A 16315-nucleotide genomic window follows, 5' to 3' on the forward strand; every position below is an offset into this window, starting at 1 on the left:
ATTACCTCTTCTATATCTTACTAGTTAATTGATATATTTATATGATAATTAGCAAAAAAAGGTATATAATGATAAAAGGAGAAGAATATGAGAGAGAGTTTTAAGAGATTTTTGAAATCAATTATAATATTTTTAATGTTCGTGGTCTTGTTTAGTGCTATAATTCTCGTGATAAATTTCTTTAGGAAAGATTCTACTACAAATTTAGCTGGAAATGACGACGAATTTCTATTTTTGTTGGCTGGGGTAGATAGTACAGGTGAAGAAACTGGGACTAGGTCAGATACACTGATGCTCATTAAGGCTAATACTGATAAGAAGACCTTAGATCTTATTTCTATACCTAGAGATACTATGGTAGATATAAATGGTTCAACGGAAAAAATCAACGCTGCCCATTCATATGGCGGAATCGATCTAACCATGCAAACCGTAAGAGACTTTATGGGAATTAATCTAACCTACTATGTGGTAATACCATTTGAAGCAGTAGTCGAAGGAATAGATGCCATAGGTGGTATAGATATTGATGTTGATAGTCAAGTAGCCGAAGCTATGGACATAAGCCCAGGTCTCCATCATTTTAAGGGTCAAGAAGCCCTAAATTATGTGCGTTTTAGAAAGGGTTATGCAAATGCTGATTTGGGAAGAATATCTACCCAACAAAATTTTATAATGCAATTTGTAGAAGAGATGACAAAAGCTAAAAATTTACCAAAATTACCTATAGCCTTTCTTGCCATGCAAGATAAAATAAAAACTAACATTAATACTGCAAAGCTAACTAAATTAGCTATGGCTTTTAGGGGGATGGATAAGTCAAATATAAACCAAGTAAGGCTAGATGGCCATGAAGTCGACTATGATGGTATTAGCTATTTTGAAGTTTATGATGAATCAATCAACGAAATTAGAAGTTCCTATTTAAAAAATTATGCCTATTAGGGTATACTTATAAAGACGATAATGTAAGTGGAGGATAAAATGGATTTAAAATCAAAAATCAGAGTTATTGAGGACTACCCAACAGAGGGAATTTCTTTTAAGGATATCACTACCTTATTAAAGGATAGGCTTGCTTTTAGGCAAACCATTAACGAGCTAGAAGAAAAACTATCTGGATATGAATTTGACTACATAGCAGGTATAGAATCAAGAGGACTAATTTTTGGAGCACCACTAGCTGACAGACTAGAAAAAGGCTTTATACCAATCAGAAAACCAGGTAAACTTCCAGGTGAAATCGAAAAAGTTTCTTATGAATTAGAATACGGCTCTAGTGAACTTGAAATGCACAAGGATGCCCTTAAAAAGGGTGATAGAGTTGTAATAATCGACGACTTAATAGCCACAGGTGGATCTGCAAAAGCTGCTGCCAAATTAGTTGAAGCTGTTGGAGGAGAAGTTGTTTGCTTTGAGTTTCTAATTGAGTTAACCAGCCTAAAGGGTAGAGAATATCTAAAGGATTATGAGCTTATATCCTTAATAGAATATGATCATTAAAGAGTTTCTTTTAGAGACTCTTTTATAATGCAAATTTATATGAAATAACTTGCATTAGCCAGGGGAGATAGTATAATTTTATTAAGGTCAGAGATGGTCAAAACGATGGAGGTAATTATGAAATTTAGAGATTATTATGAAGTGTTGGGAGTAGATAAGAAAGCAAGTCCCGACCAAATTAAAAAAGCATATAGAAAATTAGCAAAGAAATATCACCCAGACCTTCATCCAAACGATAAAGAAGCAGAAAAAAAGTTTACAGAAATTAATGAAGCCTACGAGGTTTTATCAGATACAGAAAAACGTAATAAATACGATATGTTTGGACAAAATGCCAACTTCCAAGGAGGTCAAAACTTTGATCCAAGAGATTTTGGATTTGATTTTAATAACTTTGGTGGAAATTCTTATACTTACTCTACTGGAGGAGCAAGTGGTTTCTCAGATTTTTTTGATACCTTGTTTGGATCATTCCAACAAGGAGGAAGGTCAAGTGGAGGAAGCTATGGTTCAAAGTTTTCAAACTTTGGTCAGACTTTCGGAAAAAAGAAAAAACAAAGCTTGGATGCAAGTGTAGATATATCGATAGATGAAGCAATTAATGGTTGTAGTAGGACTATAAGTGTTAACAATAATGGTTCTATTATAGATATTAATGTAAAAATCCCTAAGGGTATCAAAAGCAACAACAAAATCAGAATAGATGGATCAAGCCATGGTATTAATGCTAATATTATAGTAAAGGTCAATATCCTAGAAGATGACGATTTAAGACTTGAAGGAATTGATTTTATCAAGAAAGTAAGGTTAACTCCTTGGGATGCCTATTTTGGTACTAAGAAAAAAATACAAAGTAAGTCAAAAGCTTTGATGGTGAATATTCCAGAAAAAGTTAACCCAGGTCAAAAGATCAGATTAAAAGGTAGAGGTTATAAAGATAGAAAAGGTAATGTAGGAGATTTAATCTTAGAAATAATGATTGAAAACCCTAAAAATTTAAGTAAAAAACAAGAAGAATTATATAGACAATTAAAAGAGGAGGCTTAATATGGATATTAACAAATTCACACAAAAATCACAAGAGGCCATAAATGACTCACAAGCTATGGCAATAAAAAACTCAAACCCAGAGGTAAATGAAATACATCTAGCCTACGCCTTGGTTAACAATTCAGATTCAATTGTTAGCCAAATCTTAAAATCAATGAAGGTTGACTATGAAGGATATAGGAGTGAATTAACTAAAAAGGTAGATTCTTTGCCAAGTCAATCAGGCAATTCAAACATATATCCAAGTCAACTATTCCAAAAAATCCTACTAAAAGCTGAAGATTATGCTAAGGATATGGGGGATAGCTTTGTATCAACTGAGCATATATTTTTAAGCTTATTAAAGGAGGATACCCAAGTAGATCCTATTAATAAAAAATATGGTATTAGTGCAAGTAACTTTAAGAAGTCTATAGGAAATGTCAGGAAAGGTCAAAAGGTAAATAACGATAACCCTGAAGAAACTACAAATCCTTTGGAAAAATATGGTAGAAACCTTACTCAAGAAGCAAGAGAAGGTAAAATAGATCCAGTTATTGGTAGAGATACCGAAATAAGAAATGCTTTGAGGATTCTTTCAAGACGTAAAAAGAACAACCCAGTTCTCATTGGTCAACCTGGTGTTGGTAAAACAGCCATAGTTGAAGGCTTAGCTCAAAGAATTGTAAACAATGATGTACCAGAACCTATCCAAGGTAGGACTATTTTCTCATTGGATATGGGTTCTCTTGTTGCAGGTGCAAAATATAGGGGTCAATTTGAAGAAAGACTCAAGGCTGTAATAGATGAAGTTCAAAAATCTGATGGCAAGATAATTATGTTTATTGATGAGATTCACAACATTGTTGGAGCTGGCAAGTCTGAAGGAGCAATGGATGCTTCAAATATCATGAAGCCAATGCTAGCTAGGGGTGAAATAAAGGTAATTGGTGCTACAACCCTTAACGAATATAGGCAATATATAGAAAAAGATGGAGCCTTGGAACGTCGTTTCCAAAAGGTTATGGTAGAAGAGCCATCAGTTGAGGATACAATAAGTATCTTGAGGGGAATAAAGGATAAATACGAAATATTCCACGGAATTAGAATACAAGATAGCGCAGTAATAGCTGCAGCTGAATTATCCGATAGATATATTTCAGATAGGTTCTTGCCAGATAAGGCCATAGACTTGATGGATGAAGCTTGCGCAACAGTAAGAACAGAAATTGATACTATGCCTACCTACCTAGATGAGCAAAAAAGAAAGCTCCTTCAATTGCAAATTGAAATCACCGCCCTCAAGAAAGAAGACGATGAGTATTCAAAAAAGAGATTAGCAGAACTTGAAAAGGAGCTTGCAGATTTATCTGAAAAGTACGATGAAGACTTCATGAGCTGGAAAGAAGAAAAGTCCGCCATAGATGATATCAAGAAAATCAAGGAAGAGATTGATAAGGTCAATGTGGAAATCGAACAAGCTGAGAGAAACTATGACTTCGAAAAACTCTCCGAATTAAAGTATGGAAAGCTTGAAGAGTTAAAGCAAAAACTCGAAAAAGCAAATAAAATGTCTAAAGATGGCAAGGATGGTTCAATAAAAGAAGAAGTAACAGATGAAGATGTTGCTGATGTTGTTAGCAATTGGACCAATATTCCAGTAAGCAAGCTTGTCGAAAGCGAGAGAAGTAAAATTCTAAAATTGCCAGAGAAGCTTCATCAAAGGGTAATCGGTCAACAAGAAGCTATAACAGCAGTTTCTAACGCAATAATTAGGGCTAGATCTGGACTAAAGAGTCATAATAGACCAATAGGTTCATTTATCTTCTTAGGACCAACTGGTGTTGGTAAAACTGAACTAGCCAAAGCTCTAACCGAAGCTATGTTTGATGATGAAAGAAATATGATTAGAATTGATATGAGTGAGTATATGGAAAAATACTCAGTATCAAGATTAATCGGAGCTGCTCCTGGTTATGTAGGCTATGAAGAAGGTGGCCAACTAACTGAAGCTGTTAGACGTAAACCTTATTCAGTTATCCTCTTTGATGAAATTGAAAAAGCCCATCCTGATGTATTTAATATTTTATTACAAGTATTAGATGATGGAAGGCTTACCGATTCTCAAGGTAGAACAGTTGATTTTAAAAATACTATAATTATAATGACAAGTAATATTGGTTCTGAATACTTAATTGACGGTTTAAATGACAATGGAACAATTGATGATGAAAACAAGAAGAAAGTTGATGCAATCCTAAGAAATTCATTTAAACCAGAGTTCTTAAATAGAATTGATGATATAGTAATGTTTACTCCACTTACTAGCGATGAAGTTTATAAGATTATAGACCTTCAAATCAATGATATAAGACTAAGACTAGAAGATAAAGATATAAACCTTGAAATATCCAAGGCTGCTAAGGAATATATTTTGAAAAATGCCTACAATATCGAATATGGTGCCAGACCAGTTAAGAGATTTTTACAAAGTCACGTTGAAACTGAACTAGGTAAATTAATTATTGAAGGAAAAGTTGCTGAAAAAGATACTGCCTTATTAGATTTAGATGAAAATAATCAATTGAAATTTAAAATTAAATAATAAAATATTCCAAAATAAGTCTTCAAATTCTAAGATTTCTCTAAGAATTTGGAGGCTTTTTTATATTTTCATTTATGAATAAACATTTTTAAAAATAAAGAGCCAAGGTCTATTTTTAGAGAAACACACCATATATAGTATTCATATTTGTTTGCACTACTATATATGGTATAATTACTAATGATTGGAGGTCTTATGTTAAAGGTAATTAAAAGAGATGGAAGTCTTTCCAACTTTGAAAAAAATAAAATAGTAGTAGCAATTGAAAAAGCTATGAACTCACCAAGTGGTGTCTTTGTTTCAAATCAGGCTTTAGAAATAGCAAACGAAATAGAATCTGAAGCTTTAAATATAGATAAAATTTCAATTTATGATATAGAAGATAAAGTCTACTATAAATTGATTGATAGAAATAATCCAGCAACAGCAAAATCATATGAAAGCTATAAGTCTGTTCAGGCTTATAAGAGAGAGATAAACACCTCAGATGATGATATCCTAGGTCTATTAAATCAAACAAACATTGATGTTATGGATGAAAATTCTAACAAAAATCCTATAATAGCATCTACTCAAAGAGATTTAATCGCAGGTGAAGTTGCTAAAGATATAGCTAAAAGGAAGTTAATTCCCCTAGATCTTGTGGAGGCGCACGAATCAGCTGCCATACACATTCATGATTTGGATTATTTTATTCAACCTATCTTTAATTGCTGTCTTGTCGATATGAAAGATATGCTTGATAAGGGAACTGTTGTTAATGATAAAATGATTGAGACCCCAAAATCCTTCCAAGTTGCTTGTAATGTTATGACTCAAATTATTGCACAAATTGCTAGCAACCAATATGGAGGTCAATCAATCAATATTTCATGCCTTAGCCCTTATTTAGAAAAGTCTTATAAGAAAAATTTAGACTTATCTAAAAGCATCCTAGATGATGATAATAAGGCTATCGAAATGGCAAAAGCCTTGACCCAAAGGGACTTGGAAAGTGGTATACAAACTATTCAATATCAAATAAACACCCTTATGACAAGTAATGGTCAATCTCCATTTGTAACACTTTTTATGCATACAGATGAAAAAGACCCCTATCTTGATAATACTGTAAAAATTATAGAAGAAATCCTAAAGCAAAGGATTATGGGAATTAAAAATGAGCAAGGTGTATATGTAACTCCAGCTTTTCCTAAGCTCATTTATGTTCTTGATGAAAATAATATCAGAGAAGATAGCAAATATTATAAGCTAACTGAACTTGCTGCAAAGTGTACAGCCAAGAGGATGTATCCAGACTATATATCAGCCAAGAAAATGAGGGAAAACTACGAAGGAAATGTCTTTTCACCTATGGGATGCAGGGCCTTTCTTCCACCATACAAGGATGAGTTTGGAAATTACAAATTCGATGGAAGATTTAATATGGGTGTTGCAACAATAAATCTGCCACAAATTGGAATCCTTGCAAATGGGGATGAAGATAAGTTTTTTGAAATTCTTGATAAGAGATTAGACCTAATTAAAAGAGTAGGTCTACTTAGATATGACCACCTTTCTAAGGTAACTAGCGATTCTTCTCCTATACATTTTAGACATGGTGCTATAGCAAGGCTAAATAGGCACCAACCTATAAAACCTCTTCTTGAAAATGGATATGCTACAGTAACAATCGGTTATATAGGCATATATGAAGCAAGTATTTTAGTTACAGGTAAGAGTCATACTAGTAAAATCGGCCATGACTTTGCAATTAAAATAATGAAAGTTTTAAATGACAAGAAAGAAGAATGGAGCAAAAAATACGGCATAGCTTTTGCTGTTTATGGAACTCCTGCTGAAAGCTTGACCCACAGATTTGCTTCAATAGATAAAAAACGATTTGGAATTATAAAGGATGTAACAGACAAAGGCTTCTATACCAATTCTTTCCATGTAGATGTTAGAGAAGAAATTTCTGTTTTCGATAAATTTGATTTTGAATCAGAATTCCAACAACTATCTACTGGTGGTTGCATTTCTTATGCTGAAATACCTAATATGAATAATAATATCAAGGCAGTTTTGACCATGATAAAATATATATATGAGCATATCCAATATGCAGAGTTTAATACTAAATCCGATTATTGCGGTGAATGTGGTTTTGATGGTGAAATACTATTGGATGAGGATAATAACTGGTATTGTCCTAATTGTGGCAATAAGGATAGAAATACCCTAACAGTTGTAAGGAGAACCTGTGGCTATCTAGGAGAGAATTTCCGGAATGAAGGAAGAACCAAAGAAATCAAGGCTAGGGTAGTTCATATATGAGATATGGTCAAATTAGGAAATACGATATAGCAAATGGTCCTGGTATCAGGACCTCTTTTTTCTTAACAGGATGTGACAGAAACTGTAAAAACTGCTTCAATAGAGAATATATGGACTTCAATTTCGGAAAGATACGGGATGAAGAAGCTTTAAGAGAAGTTCTTTCTTACTTAAAGCTAGATCAGATAGAAGGGCTAACAATCCTTGGTGGAGAACCTCTAGAAAATCCCCTAGGACTCCTTCAAGCCCTTAAAGATATAAGAAAAGAAATAGATAAATCAATTTGGCTTTATAGTGGCTTCAAATACGAGGTTCTTTATAATATAAATATTGCAAGGGAAATTCTTAAACTAGTAGATGTCCTAGTTGATGGTGAGTTTGTTGAAGAGTTGAAAGATTTAAGCCTAGATTTTAGGGGTTCTTCAAATCAGAGGATAATTGATGTTAAAGCTTCATTAAATAAGAATAAAATAATTCTTATGAATGGGTATAAGTAATATTAATAGGAGGAATTATGAATAGAAACAGAAAAATGAAGGGCTTTTCAGCCATAATCGCAATTATAGCTATAGCCGTAATACTATTAATAGCTATTGTCCCAACTTATAATAATCTAGCTAGTTCTAGAGAAAATGTAAACAAGGCCTATGCTCAGGTACAAAATGTGGTTCAAAGAAGGGCAGATCTCATCCCAAATCTTGTAAATACTGTAAAAGGCTACACAAAACACGAAGAAGATACTTTAAAAGAAGTTACCAATGCTAGGGCAGGAGTAAACAATGCCAAAAATCCTGAAGAACTTGCAAAAGCAAACGAAGAACTTACAAAAGCTGTAGGAAATATCAACGTAGTTGTTGAAGCCTATCCTGAATTAAAGGCTGATACCCAATTCGTATCACTTATGGATGAGATAGCAGGTAGTGAAAATAGAATCTCAGTCGAAAGGAAAAATTACAACGAAGCTTGTCAAGAATTTAATAGCAAATTAGTTAGATTTCCTACAAATCTAATAGGCAAGGTCACAGGATTTAAACAAGCAGAATATTTTAAAGCAAGTGAAAGTGCCCAAGAAGCACCAACAGTAGATTTCAATAAATAGGAGAAAAAAATGAAAAGGGCCGTGAAAATAAAATTAAATTTAATAATTATAATTATCTTCTGCCTTTTTCCAAAGCTTGCTCAGGCAGATGATTTATCATCAAAAATCAATAACTATTGCTATGACGAGCTTTCTATTTTAGATGAAAATACTAAAGAAAATATAAAAAATACAAATAAGGAACTTCAAAAGAAAACTGGATCACAAATTCTTGTTTTGACCTTAAACAATCCTGATGGATTGGATGCTATGTCCTATGGGAGTGATTTATTCAATCAACTTAAAATAGGGGCTAAGGATAAAGATAATGGAGTATTGATTCTTTTTCTTGAAAATAAAGCTGATAAGAAAAGACAAATTGCAATTATCCCTGGCTATGGTCTAGAAGGAAGGCTTAACGATGGCAAGGTCGGCAGGATAATTGATGATTTTATGATGGATGATTTCAAAAAGGGAGATTACTCAAAGGGAATCAACCAAGGATTTTCTGCCGTTGTTAGTCAAGTTGCCGAAGAATACCAAGTAGACCTTACTGGTGATTATGAAAGCTATCAAAAGGAATTGGACCAAGATGATGGATTTAATCCTTTCTATGTATTTTTCATGATTATCATTTTTATAATCATTGCCAACAGATTATCAAGATTTAGAAGTTTTAATAGAACTTTTTATGGTCAACCAAGAAATACTTTCCCTAGCTGGTTTGGTAGAGGATTTTGGGATGATGACGATGATGATTTTCCATTTTCTGGTTGGTCTTCAGGTGGAGGATTTTCTGGATCTGGCTTTAGCGGCGGTGGTGGAAGTACCGGTGGCGGTGGAGCTAGTAGAAGTTTTTAATTCAAAAAGGAGCGTGGTTATCCACGGCTCCTTTTTTAGTGCTTAATTCTTGGTAATATTCTTTCATAAATTAGTAGAAGCAAAATATAATTGATGATTGCATCTGGTATAACCTTAATTGCTCTACCTGCTAATAGTACCTTGTATGGAGTTCCGTATAATTGGGTTAGCCATAAAGGTGTAAGTAGACCGTGATTAATTCCATATACAAAAAGAATAACAAGGACTATCAAAAGTCTAGTGTTAATATTTTTCTCTTTTCCGTACTTAAAAATTAATCCTGGTACCATAGCTGTTAGTATTGCTCCTAGAGTAAAGCCTGGATGGAAAGTTCCCCCAAGGTTTATCATTATTCCTATCATATCTGAACAAAGACCTGCTAAGGCACCTAAGAGTGGGCCAAAAAGCATTCCCACTAGCATCAAAGGTAAGGTCCCAAAGGATATCTTAATATTAGGAGATAATTGTATTCCCAATACTCTAGATAAGATTATGCTTAACGCAGTAAGCATAGCCGCTTTTACTAAATTGTTTACTAATATTTTATTTTTCATATTTCCCCTTTCTATCAGAGGGCAGCGGTTGCGATAAAGAATCACGCATTCGCTTCGTTTAGGAACAACAACCCATTTCCTAACACTTAATGCTCTTTATCTACTCTGATGGATATATTATAAACTAAAATTGATAAAAATAGAAGAGCTTTTTTTAAGTTTTGATTAATTTGTTTTTTCTCATATACTATTATATAAGGAGTTAGATTTGAAAGATAAAGTTGAAAAAAGAAATGTTGATTTGGGCAAGGATCCCATAAAAGGCTTGCTCTTAAAGCTTGCAATTCCGGCGATTACCTCACAAATTGTTAATGTTTTGTATAATATAGTTGATAGGGTTTTTATTGGACATATTCCTAAAGTTGGCAATCTCGCTCTCACAGGTGTAGGCGTTGGTTTTCCTATAGTTATTCTGATATCCTCCTTTGCCGCCCTTTTTTCCTATGGTGCCGCTACTAGATCTAGCATCTATCTTGGTAGAAAAGATAAAGAAATGGCAGAAAAAATATTAGGTAATTCACTAACGTCTTTGCTAATAGCTTCCCTTTTCTTATCCATATTTGTTATTATTTTTAAAGAAAAGCTACTTTATATTTTTGGTGCTAGCACTAATACTATTTCGTATGGACTTGAGTACATAAGTATATACGCTCTAGGAACAATTTTTGTACATATCACCTTGGGAATGAATGTCTTTATTGCAGTTCAAGGATTCTCTACAATAGCTATGAGAACCGTAATTATAGGAGCTCTTTCTAATATAATTTTAGATCCAATTTTTATCTATGTATTTGCTATGGGAGTTAGGGGAGCAGCCCTTGCTACTATAATATCTCAAGCCTTATCAGCTATTCACGCCTTGAAGTTTTTAACTGGGTCAAGGACAACTATAAGAATAAGAAAATCATGTATGAAAATTGAAAAGAAAATACTTTTGCCAGCTCTTGCCCTTGGCGTAGCACCCTTTATTATGCAATCGACAGAAAGTGTATTAATGCTTGCCTTTAATTATAATCTGTTAAAATTTGGAGGGGACCTCGCTGTTGGTACTATGACAATCACTTCTTCTTTAATGCAATTTGCCTTATTACCAGTCGACGGCATAACCCTAGGAGGTCAAGCAATATTATCTTATAATTTTGGAGCAAATGATTTTAGTAGAGTTAAGGAAGCATTTAAAATTCAAACTATTGCGTGTGTTGGCTTTACTAGTATCCTTTGGGCACTCTTGATGATTTTTCCTAGCTTGTTTGCAAAGATTTTCAGCTCTAATGTTGAACTAATTGCAAATACATCTTGGGCTATAAGGGTATTTTTTGCATCTATTTTCTTATTTGGCTTGCAATTATCCTGCCAGCAATCATTTATTGCCTTTTCAGATGCCAGAACAAGTACTTTCCTTGCTATTTTTAGGAAGATGATCGTGCTAATACCCCTAATCTTCATCTTGCCGAGATTTTTTGATGATAAAGTCTTTGCAGTATTTCTGTCAGAACCGATAGCTGATACTATTGCTGTTTTAACAACTGTAAGTATGTTTAGGATGAAATTTAAAAAAATAGAAAAATTTATGAAGCTTGATAGAAATTCAAAAGCTCAATTGTATTATAAATAAGCTCCAGCCTTTAGCTAGAGCTTATTTCTATTTTATTATAAAATTTTGATTGATTAAGGTCTCAAACATTTTATTCCTATTAAAAACAATAGTTCCTTGTTTTTTAGGAATTTGAAGAGAAAAAGAATCGCTCCTTCTGTTTGCATCTCTTAAATCATAATAATTCGTCATTTCCTCATCATATTCCCTAATTTTTTCATTATAATTGTCAAATACCTGATAAGAGTCGACGAAGGCTCTTAAATTAATTGGCATTCTAGGTTTTAGCTGAGGATTTTGCTTTGGATAGCCGAAACCTAATCCTATAGCTGGATAAGTGAGTTTCGGTAGTTTTAATAAGTCAATAATTTTTTGGGTATCATTATGGATATTACCGTAATAGTTTGTTCCAAGTCCTAGAGATTCTGCTGCAACTGCTACATTTTGGGCAGCAATTATTGAATCGGTAAAGGCTTGAATGAACTTATCAAATCCAATCATTTCATCATTTTCACTTGAGTTCTCCTTTGCAATATTGTAGTTTCTAAACAAATCGGCTACAAATATCCATATCTCAGGAGCTCTTTTCATATAAGCTTGGCCTCCAATTTCTGCTAGCTTATCTTTAAGGGTTTTGTTTTTTATGCGAATTATAGTAGAAAATTGCATACCATTAGAACTAGGTGAATGATTGGCAACTTCAAGTAATTTATTTATTGTTTTCTCGTCAATTTTCTCATTGGTAAATTCTCTTATAGTCCTATGCTTTAAGGCTATATCAATTGTATTGTTCATTTTTCCTCCTAACAATCTTTTTCTTTATATACCCACTATGCTATAATTTACTTAGGTGATAAGATGTTAGTTAAAATTTCTGTAAGAAACTTAATAGAATTTGTCATGAGATCAGGCGATATTGATAATAGCTTTAGAGATAATGCAAGGATGATTGAAGGCATTAGAGCCCACCAAAGAATCCAAAAATCATATGGCAAAAATTATACTAAAGAATATAAGTTAAAACATAGAATAAATATTGCACAAACAGAATTTCTTGTCGAAGGAAGGGCTGATGGGCTTATAAAAGAAAATGATAGCTATATAATTGACGAGATAAAGTCAACCAAACGTGACCTTGATGAGATAGATGGTTCTAATCAAATGCATTGGGCCCAAGCTAAGTGCTACGCTTATTTTTTTGCCTGTGATAATGATTTATCAACTATTGATATAACATTGACTTATGTTTCTTTAGAAAATTATAAGACTAAAATTTTTAGAAAGACTTTTAATAAGGACGAATTAGAAATTTTCTACATTGACTTGCTTAATAGATACATAGAATTTTCAAAAATCCTTAGCAAGAATATCGATCAAAGGAACTCTACAAGCAAAAGTATTGATTTTCCATATGATTCTTATAGGAAGGGACAAAGAAAGATGGCTGTTGCTATTTATACAGCTATCCTAGATGAAAAGAATATTTTTATAGATGCACCTACTGGAATTGGCAAGACTATTTCATCAATATTTCCATCAATAAAGTCATTTAGTGAAGACTTAGCTGACAAAATTTTTTACCTTACTGCAAAGAATACTACTTCAAAAGAAGCTATTAAGGCTATTAAGCTTTTAGAAGAAAAGGGACTAAGGCTTAAAGCTGTGCAAATTACTTCCAAGGAGAAAGTTTGTCTTAATGATGAAGTAAAATGTAATCCAATTGATTGTCCATTTGCCAAGGGACATTTTGATAGGGTAAATGATGCTCTCAAAGATATACTAACAAATGAGTCCATTATGGACTATGATATAATAACTTCTTATGCCGAAAAGCACAGGGTATGTCCCCTAGAATTTGAATTTGATATATCGACTTTTTCCGACTTTATCATTTGCGATTACAATTATATTTTTGACCCAAATGTTTATCTTAGGCGTTTTTTTGATGAGCTAGTAAATAGATATATCTTCCTAATAGACGAAGCTCATAATCTTTTAGATAGGACTAGAGATATGTATTCCTTCTCTTTTTCGAATACAGACTTTATCGAACTTAAAAATTCCCTAGATGTTAAAAGGGATAAGAAAATTATAAAAATTGTAGACGATATTATAGAATATTTTGAAAATAATTATATTAAATTCGGAAAAAGACTCCATTACTATACAACAAAGCAAGTTTTGGATTTAGATGAGAAACTCATCTTGCTTTCTAAAAAAATGGAAAATTTTCTGATTAAAGAAAAAGACGACAAAAACTATGATTTTGTTTTGGAAATATATTTTAGGATAAATTCATATCTAAGAATCTCTGATCAATTCATGGAAGGCTTTTATAATGTTATCTCCATTGATGAGGACAATGAAGAAAAGACTTTTGCAATTAAATGCGTTGATCCATCCTATGTGCTAAAAAAGAAATATGATTTGGCAAGAACAAGCGTATTTTTCTCTGCTACCCTTTCGCCTATGAAGTTTTTTATGATAATGCTTGGAGCAAAATCAAGCCTTAAACTTAGGTTAGATATGCCTTTTTCATCAGACAAGCTAATGATTATCCAAAAATCTATATCAACAAGGTATAAGGATAGATTTGCGAACATTTCTAGGATTTCTGATTTGATTTATGAGTTTGTGCAAAGTAAAAAAGGAAACTATTTTATTTTTTTCCCTTCTTTTGATTATCTAGAAAAGATTGCAGGTGATTATATGCTAAGGCATAATGAAAAAATTCTAATTCAAGATAGATCCATGAATCAGATAGAAAGATCTCGATTTTTAAAGAAATTTACCGATGATAGTAGCGAGATCGCCTTTGTAGTCCTCGGAGGAGTTTTCGCAGAAGGAGTTGATCTTATTGGAAATAAGCTGATAGGTTCAATGATTATTTCTGTTGGCATGCCTGGTTTATCCTTTGATAGGAATCTAATAAAAGAATATTTTGACAGGAAAAACATGGCAGGCTTTGATTACTCATATACTTATCCTGGTATTAACAAGGTCTTTCAGGCAGCAGGAAGAGTAATTAGAAGTGAAAATGATAGGGGTATAATCTATTTAGTTGACGATAGATATACCTGGACTAAATATCAAAGTCTATTTCCCAAACATTGGAAATATATAAAATACTTGGATGAAAATGAAAATCCAGAAACAATAATAGATGAATTTTGGAGTAAAGATGAGAAAAAAGAAAATTGAAGAAGTTAGAATAGAAAAAATGAAGTATCCTAATATTTCCCAGGCCTATAATGAAAATGGTAAGCTTGTGGAGTTTAAGGGAGGCTTACTAGGTCAGTTGGTAAGAGTTAAGGAGAATAAGAAGAGCAAGGATAAAATCAAGGCTAAATATTTGGATTTAATAGAAGAATCTGACCTAGAAAATAATACGAAAACTTGTTCTAATCCAGACATATGTGGAGGTTGTGCCTATCAAAAGCTAGCCTATGAAACAGAATTAATGCTAAAAGTAGATATGATTAAGAATCTATTTAAGGATAATGATATCGCTTATGATGGTGAAATAAAAATCAACCAATCTCCTATAAGTAAAGCTTATAGAAACAAGATGGAATATAGTTTTGGTGATAGGCAAAAAGGCGGAGAACTTGTCCTAGGTCTTCATAGGAAGAATCGATTTTACGAAATAGTAGGGACAAATGATTGTAACATAATTGATGAAGACTTTAATACAATAAGGTCTAGGGTTGAGGAGTATTTTAGACGAAAGAATGCTAGCTTCTATCACAAGAGTACAAGAGATGGACTATTAAGACATTTAGTTGTAAGAAAGGCTCATAGGACTAATGAAATTATGGTGCTCTTGGTTACAACTAGCGATATGAGCTTTGATAGTATAAGAAAAAAATTATTTTTATCCTATCTTCTAGATAGTAAACTCGAGGGCAAGATAGTTTCAGTTTATCATATAATAAATGATTCTTGCGCTGATGCAGTAATTGCTGAGGAAAGTCATTTAATTTATGGAAAAGAATACATAAGAGAAGAGATGATGGGCCTATCCTTTAAAATTTCTCCTTTTTCATTTTTTCAACCAAATATTTTCACAGCAGAAAAACTCTACCAAAAAGCCTTTGACTTGGCTAGAATTGATGAGAAGATGAATGTCTTAGATCTCTACTCTGGAACTGGAACAATTACTCAGCTTATGGCTCTTAAAGCAAAGCATGCTACAGGAATAGAGATTGTAGAAGAGGCAGTAGAAAAGGCTAAGGAAAATGCCTTGTTAAATAAAATTGACAATATTGATTTTCTTTGCGGAGACGTCTTAGAAGAAATAGAGAAAGTCAGCAATCGTTATGATGTAGTAATCTTAGATCCGCCTAGAGCGGGTATTGCCCCTCAATCCTTAGAGAAAATACTAAAGATGAAAGTAGATAAATTCGTCTACATATCTTGCAATCCAAAGACTCAGCTAGAAAATTTTAAAGATTTTATCGACCAAGGTTTTATAATAAAAGATTTCGAAATATTTGATCAATTTCCAAGATCTAGACATTTAGAATCTATAGCTCTTTTAACAAGGTAAGATATGACTTTAAATCTGTCCGAATATTATAAAGATTATCTTAAAAACTCAAAGGCGACTTCTTTCATTATCTATAACAATGCCGATAAGACAATAACTGGAAATATAAATGATATTAAAGTAAATATTAGATCAGTAGCTAAAACAATAATGACCCTTACAGCCTTTAAGCTAATGGAAGATACTTCATTTGATATTAATCTTGATACAAAAATATATCCCTATA

At 32.7% G+C, this 16315-nt stretch carries 14 protein-coding genes and 1 riboswitch; of the genes, 12 read left to right on the forward strand and 2 right to left on the reverse strand.

What is annotated here, in order from left to right:
- Window positions 1–87: 87 nt before the first annotated feature.
- From HMPREF0077_RS00655 to HMPREF0077_RS00690, 8 genes are all read left to right on the forward strand, one after another.
- Window positions 88–945, forward strand: coding sequence for an LCP family protein (locus HMPREF0077_RS00655; protein WP_004835908.1), 858 nt, complete (start codon window positions 88–90; stop codon window positions 943–945).
- A 39-nt stretch (window positions 946–984) separates the two neighbouring features.
- Window positions 985–1503 carry an adenine phosphoribosyltransferase gene (locus HMPREF0077_RS00660; RefSeq protein WP_040349191.1) on the forward strand — a complete coding sequence of 173 codons (519 nt, stop codon included), beginning with the start codon at window positions 985–987 and terminating at the stop codon, window positions 1501–1503.
- 117 nt (window positions 1504–1620) lie between these two features.
- Window positions 1621–2550 carry a DnaJ domain-containing protein gene (locus HMPREF0077_RS00665; protein ID WP_040349192.1) on the forward strand — a complete coding sequence of 310 codons (930 nt, stop codon included), beginning with the start codon at window positions 1621–1623 and terminating at the stop codon, window positions 2548–2550.
- Window position 2551: 1 nt separating this feature from the next.
- Window positions 2552–5137: an ATP-dependent chaperone ClpB gene (gene clpB, locus HMPREF0077_RS00670; protein WP_004835911.1), complete on the forward strand. Its 2586-nt coding sequence runs from the start codon at window positions 2552–2554 to the stop codon at window positions 5135–5137.
- 195 nt (window positions 5138–5332) lie between these two features.
- On the forward strand, window positions 5333–7453 hold the full coding sequence (nrdD, locus tag HMPREF0077_RS00675) for an anaerobic ribonucleoside-triphosphate reductase (protein ID WP_040349194.1): 2121 nt from the start codon (window positions 5333–5335) through the stop codon (window positions 7451–7453).
- A complete protein-coding gene (nrdG, locus tag HMPREF0077_RS00680) occupies window positions 7450–7950 on the forward strand; it encodes an anaerobic ribonucleoside-triphosphate reductase activating protein (RefSeq protein WP_004835913.1) in 501 nt (166 codons plus the stop codon). Before nrdD ends, nrdG begins: the two co-directional genes overlap by 4 nt.
- A 17-nt stretch (window positions 7951–7967) precedes the next feature.
- Window positions 7968–8552: a LemA family protein gene (locus tag HMPREF0077_RS00685; RefSeq protein ID WP_004835914.1), complete on the forward strand. Its 585-nt coding sequence runs from the start codon at window positions 7968–7970 to the stop codon at window positions 8550–8552.
- Window positions 8553–8561: 9 nt separating this feature from the next.
- Window positions 8562–9392, forward strand: coding sequence for a TPM domain-containing protein (locus HMPREF0077_RS00690; RefSeq protein ID WP_004835915.1), 831 nt, complete (start codon window positions 8562–8564; stop codon window positions 9390–9392).
- Window positions 9393–9427: 35 nt separating this feature from the next.
- On the opposite strand, the gene HMPREF0077_RS00695 is transcribed toward HMPREF0077_RS00690, so the two are convergent.
- Window positions 9428–9946, reverse strand: coding sequence for a folate family ECF transporter S component (locus HMPREF0077_RS00695; protein ID WP_004835916.1), 519 nt, complete (start codon window positions 9944–9946; stop codon window positions 9428–9430).
- Between the two features lie 20 nt (window positions 9947–9966).
- Window positions 9967–10056, reverse strand: a riboswitch (THF riboswitch).
- A gap of 98 nt (window positions 10057–10154) precedes the next feature.
- On the opposite strand from HMPREF0077_RS00695, the gene HMPREF0077_RS00700 reads away from it, so the two are divergent.
- The gene (locus HMPREF0077_RS00700; RefSeq protein ID WP_004835917.1) at window positions 10155–11561 is read left to right on the forward strand and encodes an MATE family efflux transporter; all 1407 of its coding nucleotides are present in this window, start codon (window positions 10155–10157) and stop codon (window positions 11559–11561) included.
- Between the two features lie 27 nt (window positions 11562–11588).
- On the opposite strand, the gene HMPREF0077_RS00705 is transcribed toward HMPREF0077_RS00700, so the two are convergent.
- A complete protein-coding gene (locus HMPREF0077_RS00705; RefSeq protein WP_004835918.1) occupies window positions 11589–12335 on the reverse strand; it encodes a nitroreductase family protein in 747 nt (248 codons plus the stop codon).
- Between the two features lie 63 nt (window positions 12336–12398).
- Here HMPREF0077_RS00705 and HMPREF0077_RS00710 point away from each other — a divergent pair, with 63 nt between their 5' ends.
- The 3 genes from HMPREF0077_RS00710 to HMPREF0077_RS10730 all read left to right on the forward strand — a co-directional run.
- Window positions 12399–14741, forward strand: coding sequence for an ATP-dependent DNA helicase (locus HMPREF0077_RS00710; protein WP_004835919.1), 2343 nt, complete (start codon window positions 12399–12401; stop codon window positions 14739–14741).
- Complete coding sequence (gene rlmD / locus HMPREF0077_RS00715) at window positions 14722–16089, forward strand: 23S rRNA (uracil(1939)-C(5))-methyltransferase RlmD (RefSeq protein ID WP_040349195.1); 1368 nt, start codon at window positions 14722–14724, stop codon at window positions 16087–16089. The genes HMPREF0077_RS00710 and rlmD overlap by 20 nt, the downstream gene beginning before the upstream one ends.
- Before the next feature lie 3 nt (window positions 16090–16092).
- Window positions 16093–16315 (forward strand): hypothetical protein (locus HMPREF0077_RS10730; protein ID WP_004835921.1); only part of this gene is annotated, 223 nt, incomplete at its 3' end.

Source organism: Anaerococcus tetradius ATCC 35098 (assembly GCF_000159095.1).
Taxonomy (GTDB): domain Bacteria; phylum Bacillota; class Clostridia; order Tissierellales; family Peptoniphilaceae; genus Anaerococcus; species Anaerococcus tetradius.

What these genes read in the sequence shown, in the direction of transcription:
- HMPREF0077_RS00660 (WP_040349191.1), top strand. Translation starts at nt 985, where the DNA reads ATGGATTTAAAATCAAAAATCAGAGTTATTGAGGACTACCCAACAGAG.
- HMPREF0077_RS00705 (WP_004835918.1), bottom strand. Translation starts at nt 12,335, where the DNA reads ATGAACAATACAATTGATATAGCCTTAAAGCATAGGACTATAAGAGAA.
- nrdG (WP_004835913.1), top strand. Translation starts at nt 7,450, where the DNA reads ATGAGATATGGTCAAATTAGGAAATACGATATAGCAAATGGTCCTGGT.
- HMPREF0077_RS00710 (WP_004835919.1), top strand. Translation starts at nt 12,399, where the DNA reads ATGTTAGTTAAAATTTCTGTAAGAAACTTAATAGAATTTGTCATGAGA.
- rlmD (WP_040349195.1), top strand. Translation starts at nt 14,722, where the DNA reads ATGAGAAAAAAGAAAATTGAAGAAGTTAGAATAGAAAAAATGAAGTAT.
- HMPREF0077_RS00665 (WP_040349192.1), top strand. Translation starts at nt 1,621, where the DNA reads ATGAAATTTAGAGATTATTATGAAGTGTTGGGAGTAGATAAGAAAGCA.
- HMPREF0077_RS00685 (WP_004835914.1), top strand. Translation starts at nt 7,968, where the DNA reads ATGAATAGAAACAGAAAAATGAAGGGCTTTTCAGCCATAATCGCAATT.
- nrdD (WP_040349194.1), top strand. Translation starts at nt 5,333, where the DNA reads ATGTTAAAGGTAATTAAAAGAGATGGAAGTCTTTCCAACTTTGAAAAA.
- clpB (WP_004835911.1), top strand. Translation starts at nt 2,552, where the DNA reads ATGGATATTAACAAATTCACACAAAAATCACAAGAGGCCATAAATGAC.
- HMPREF0077_RS00655 (WP_004835908.1), top strand. Translation starts at nt 88, where the DNA reads ATGAGAGAGAGTTTTAAGAGATTTTTGAAATCAATTATAATATTTTTA.
- HMPREF0077_RS00690 (WP_004835915.1), top strand. Translation starts at nt 8,562, where the DNA reads ATGAAAAGGGCCGTGAAAATAAAATTAAATTTAATAATTATAATTATC.
- HMPREF0077_RS00695 (WP_004835916.1), bottom strand. Translation starts at nt 9,946, where the DNA reads ATGAAAAATAAAATATTAGTAAACAATTTAGTAAAAGCGGCTATGCTT.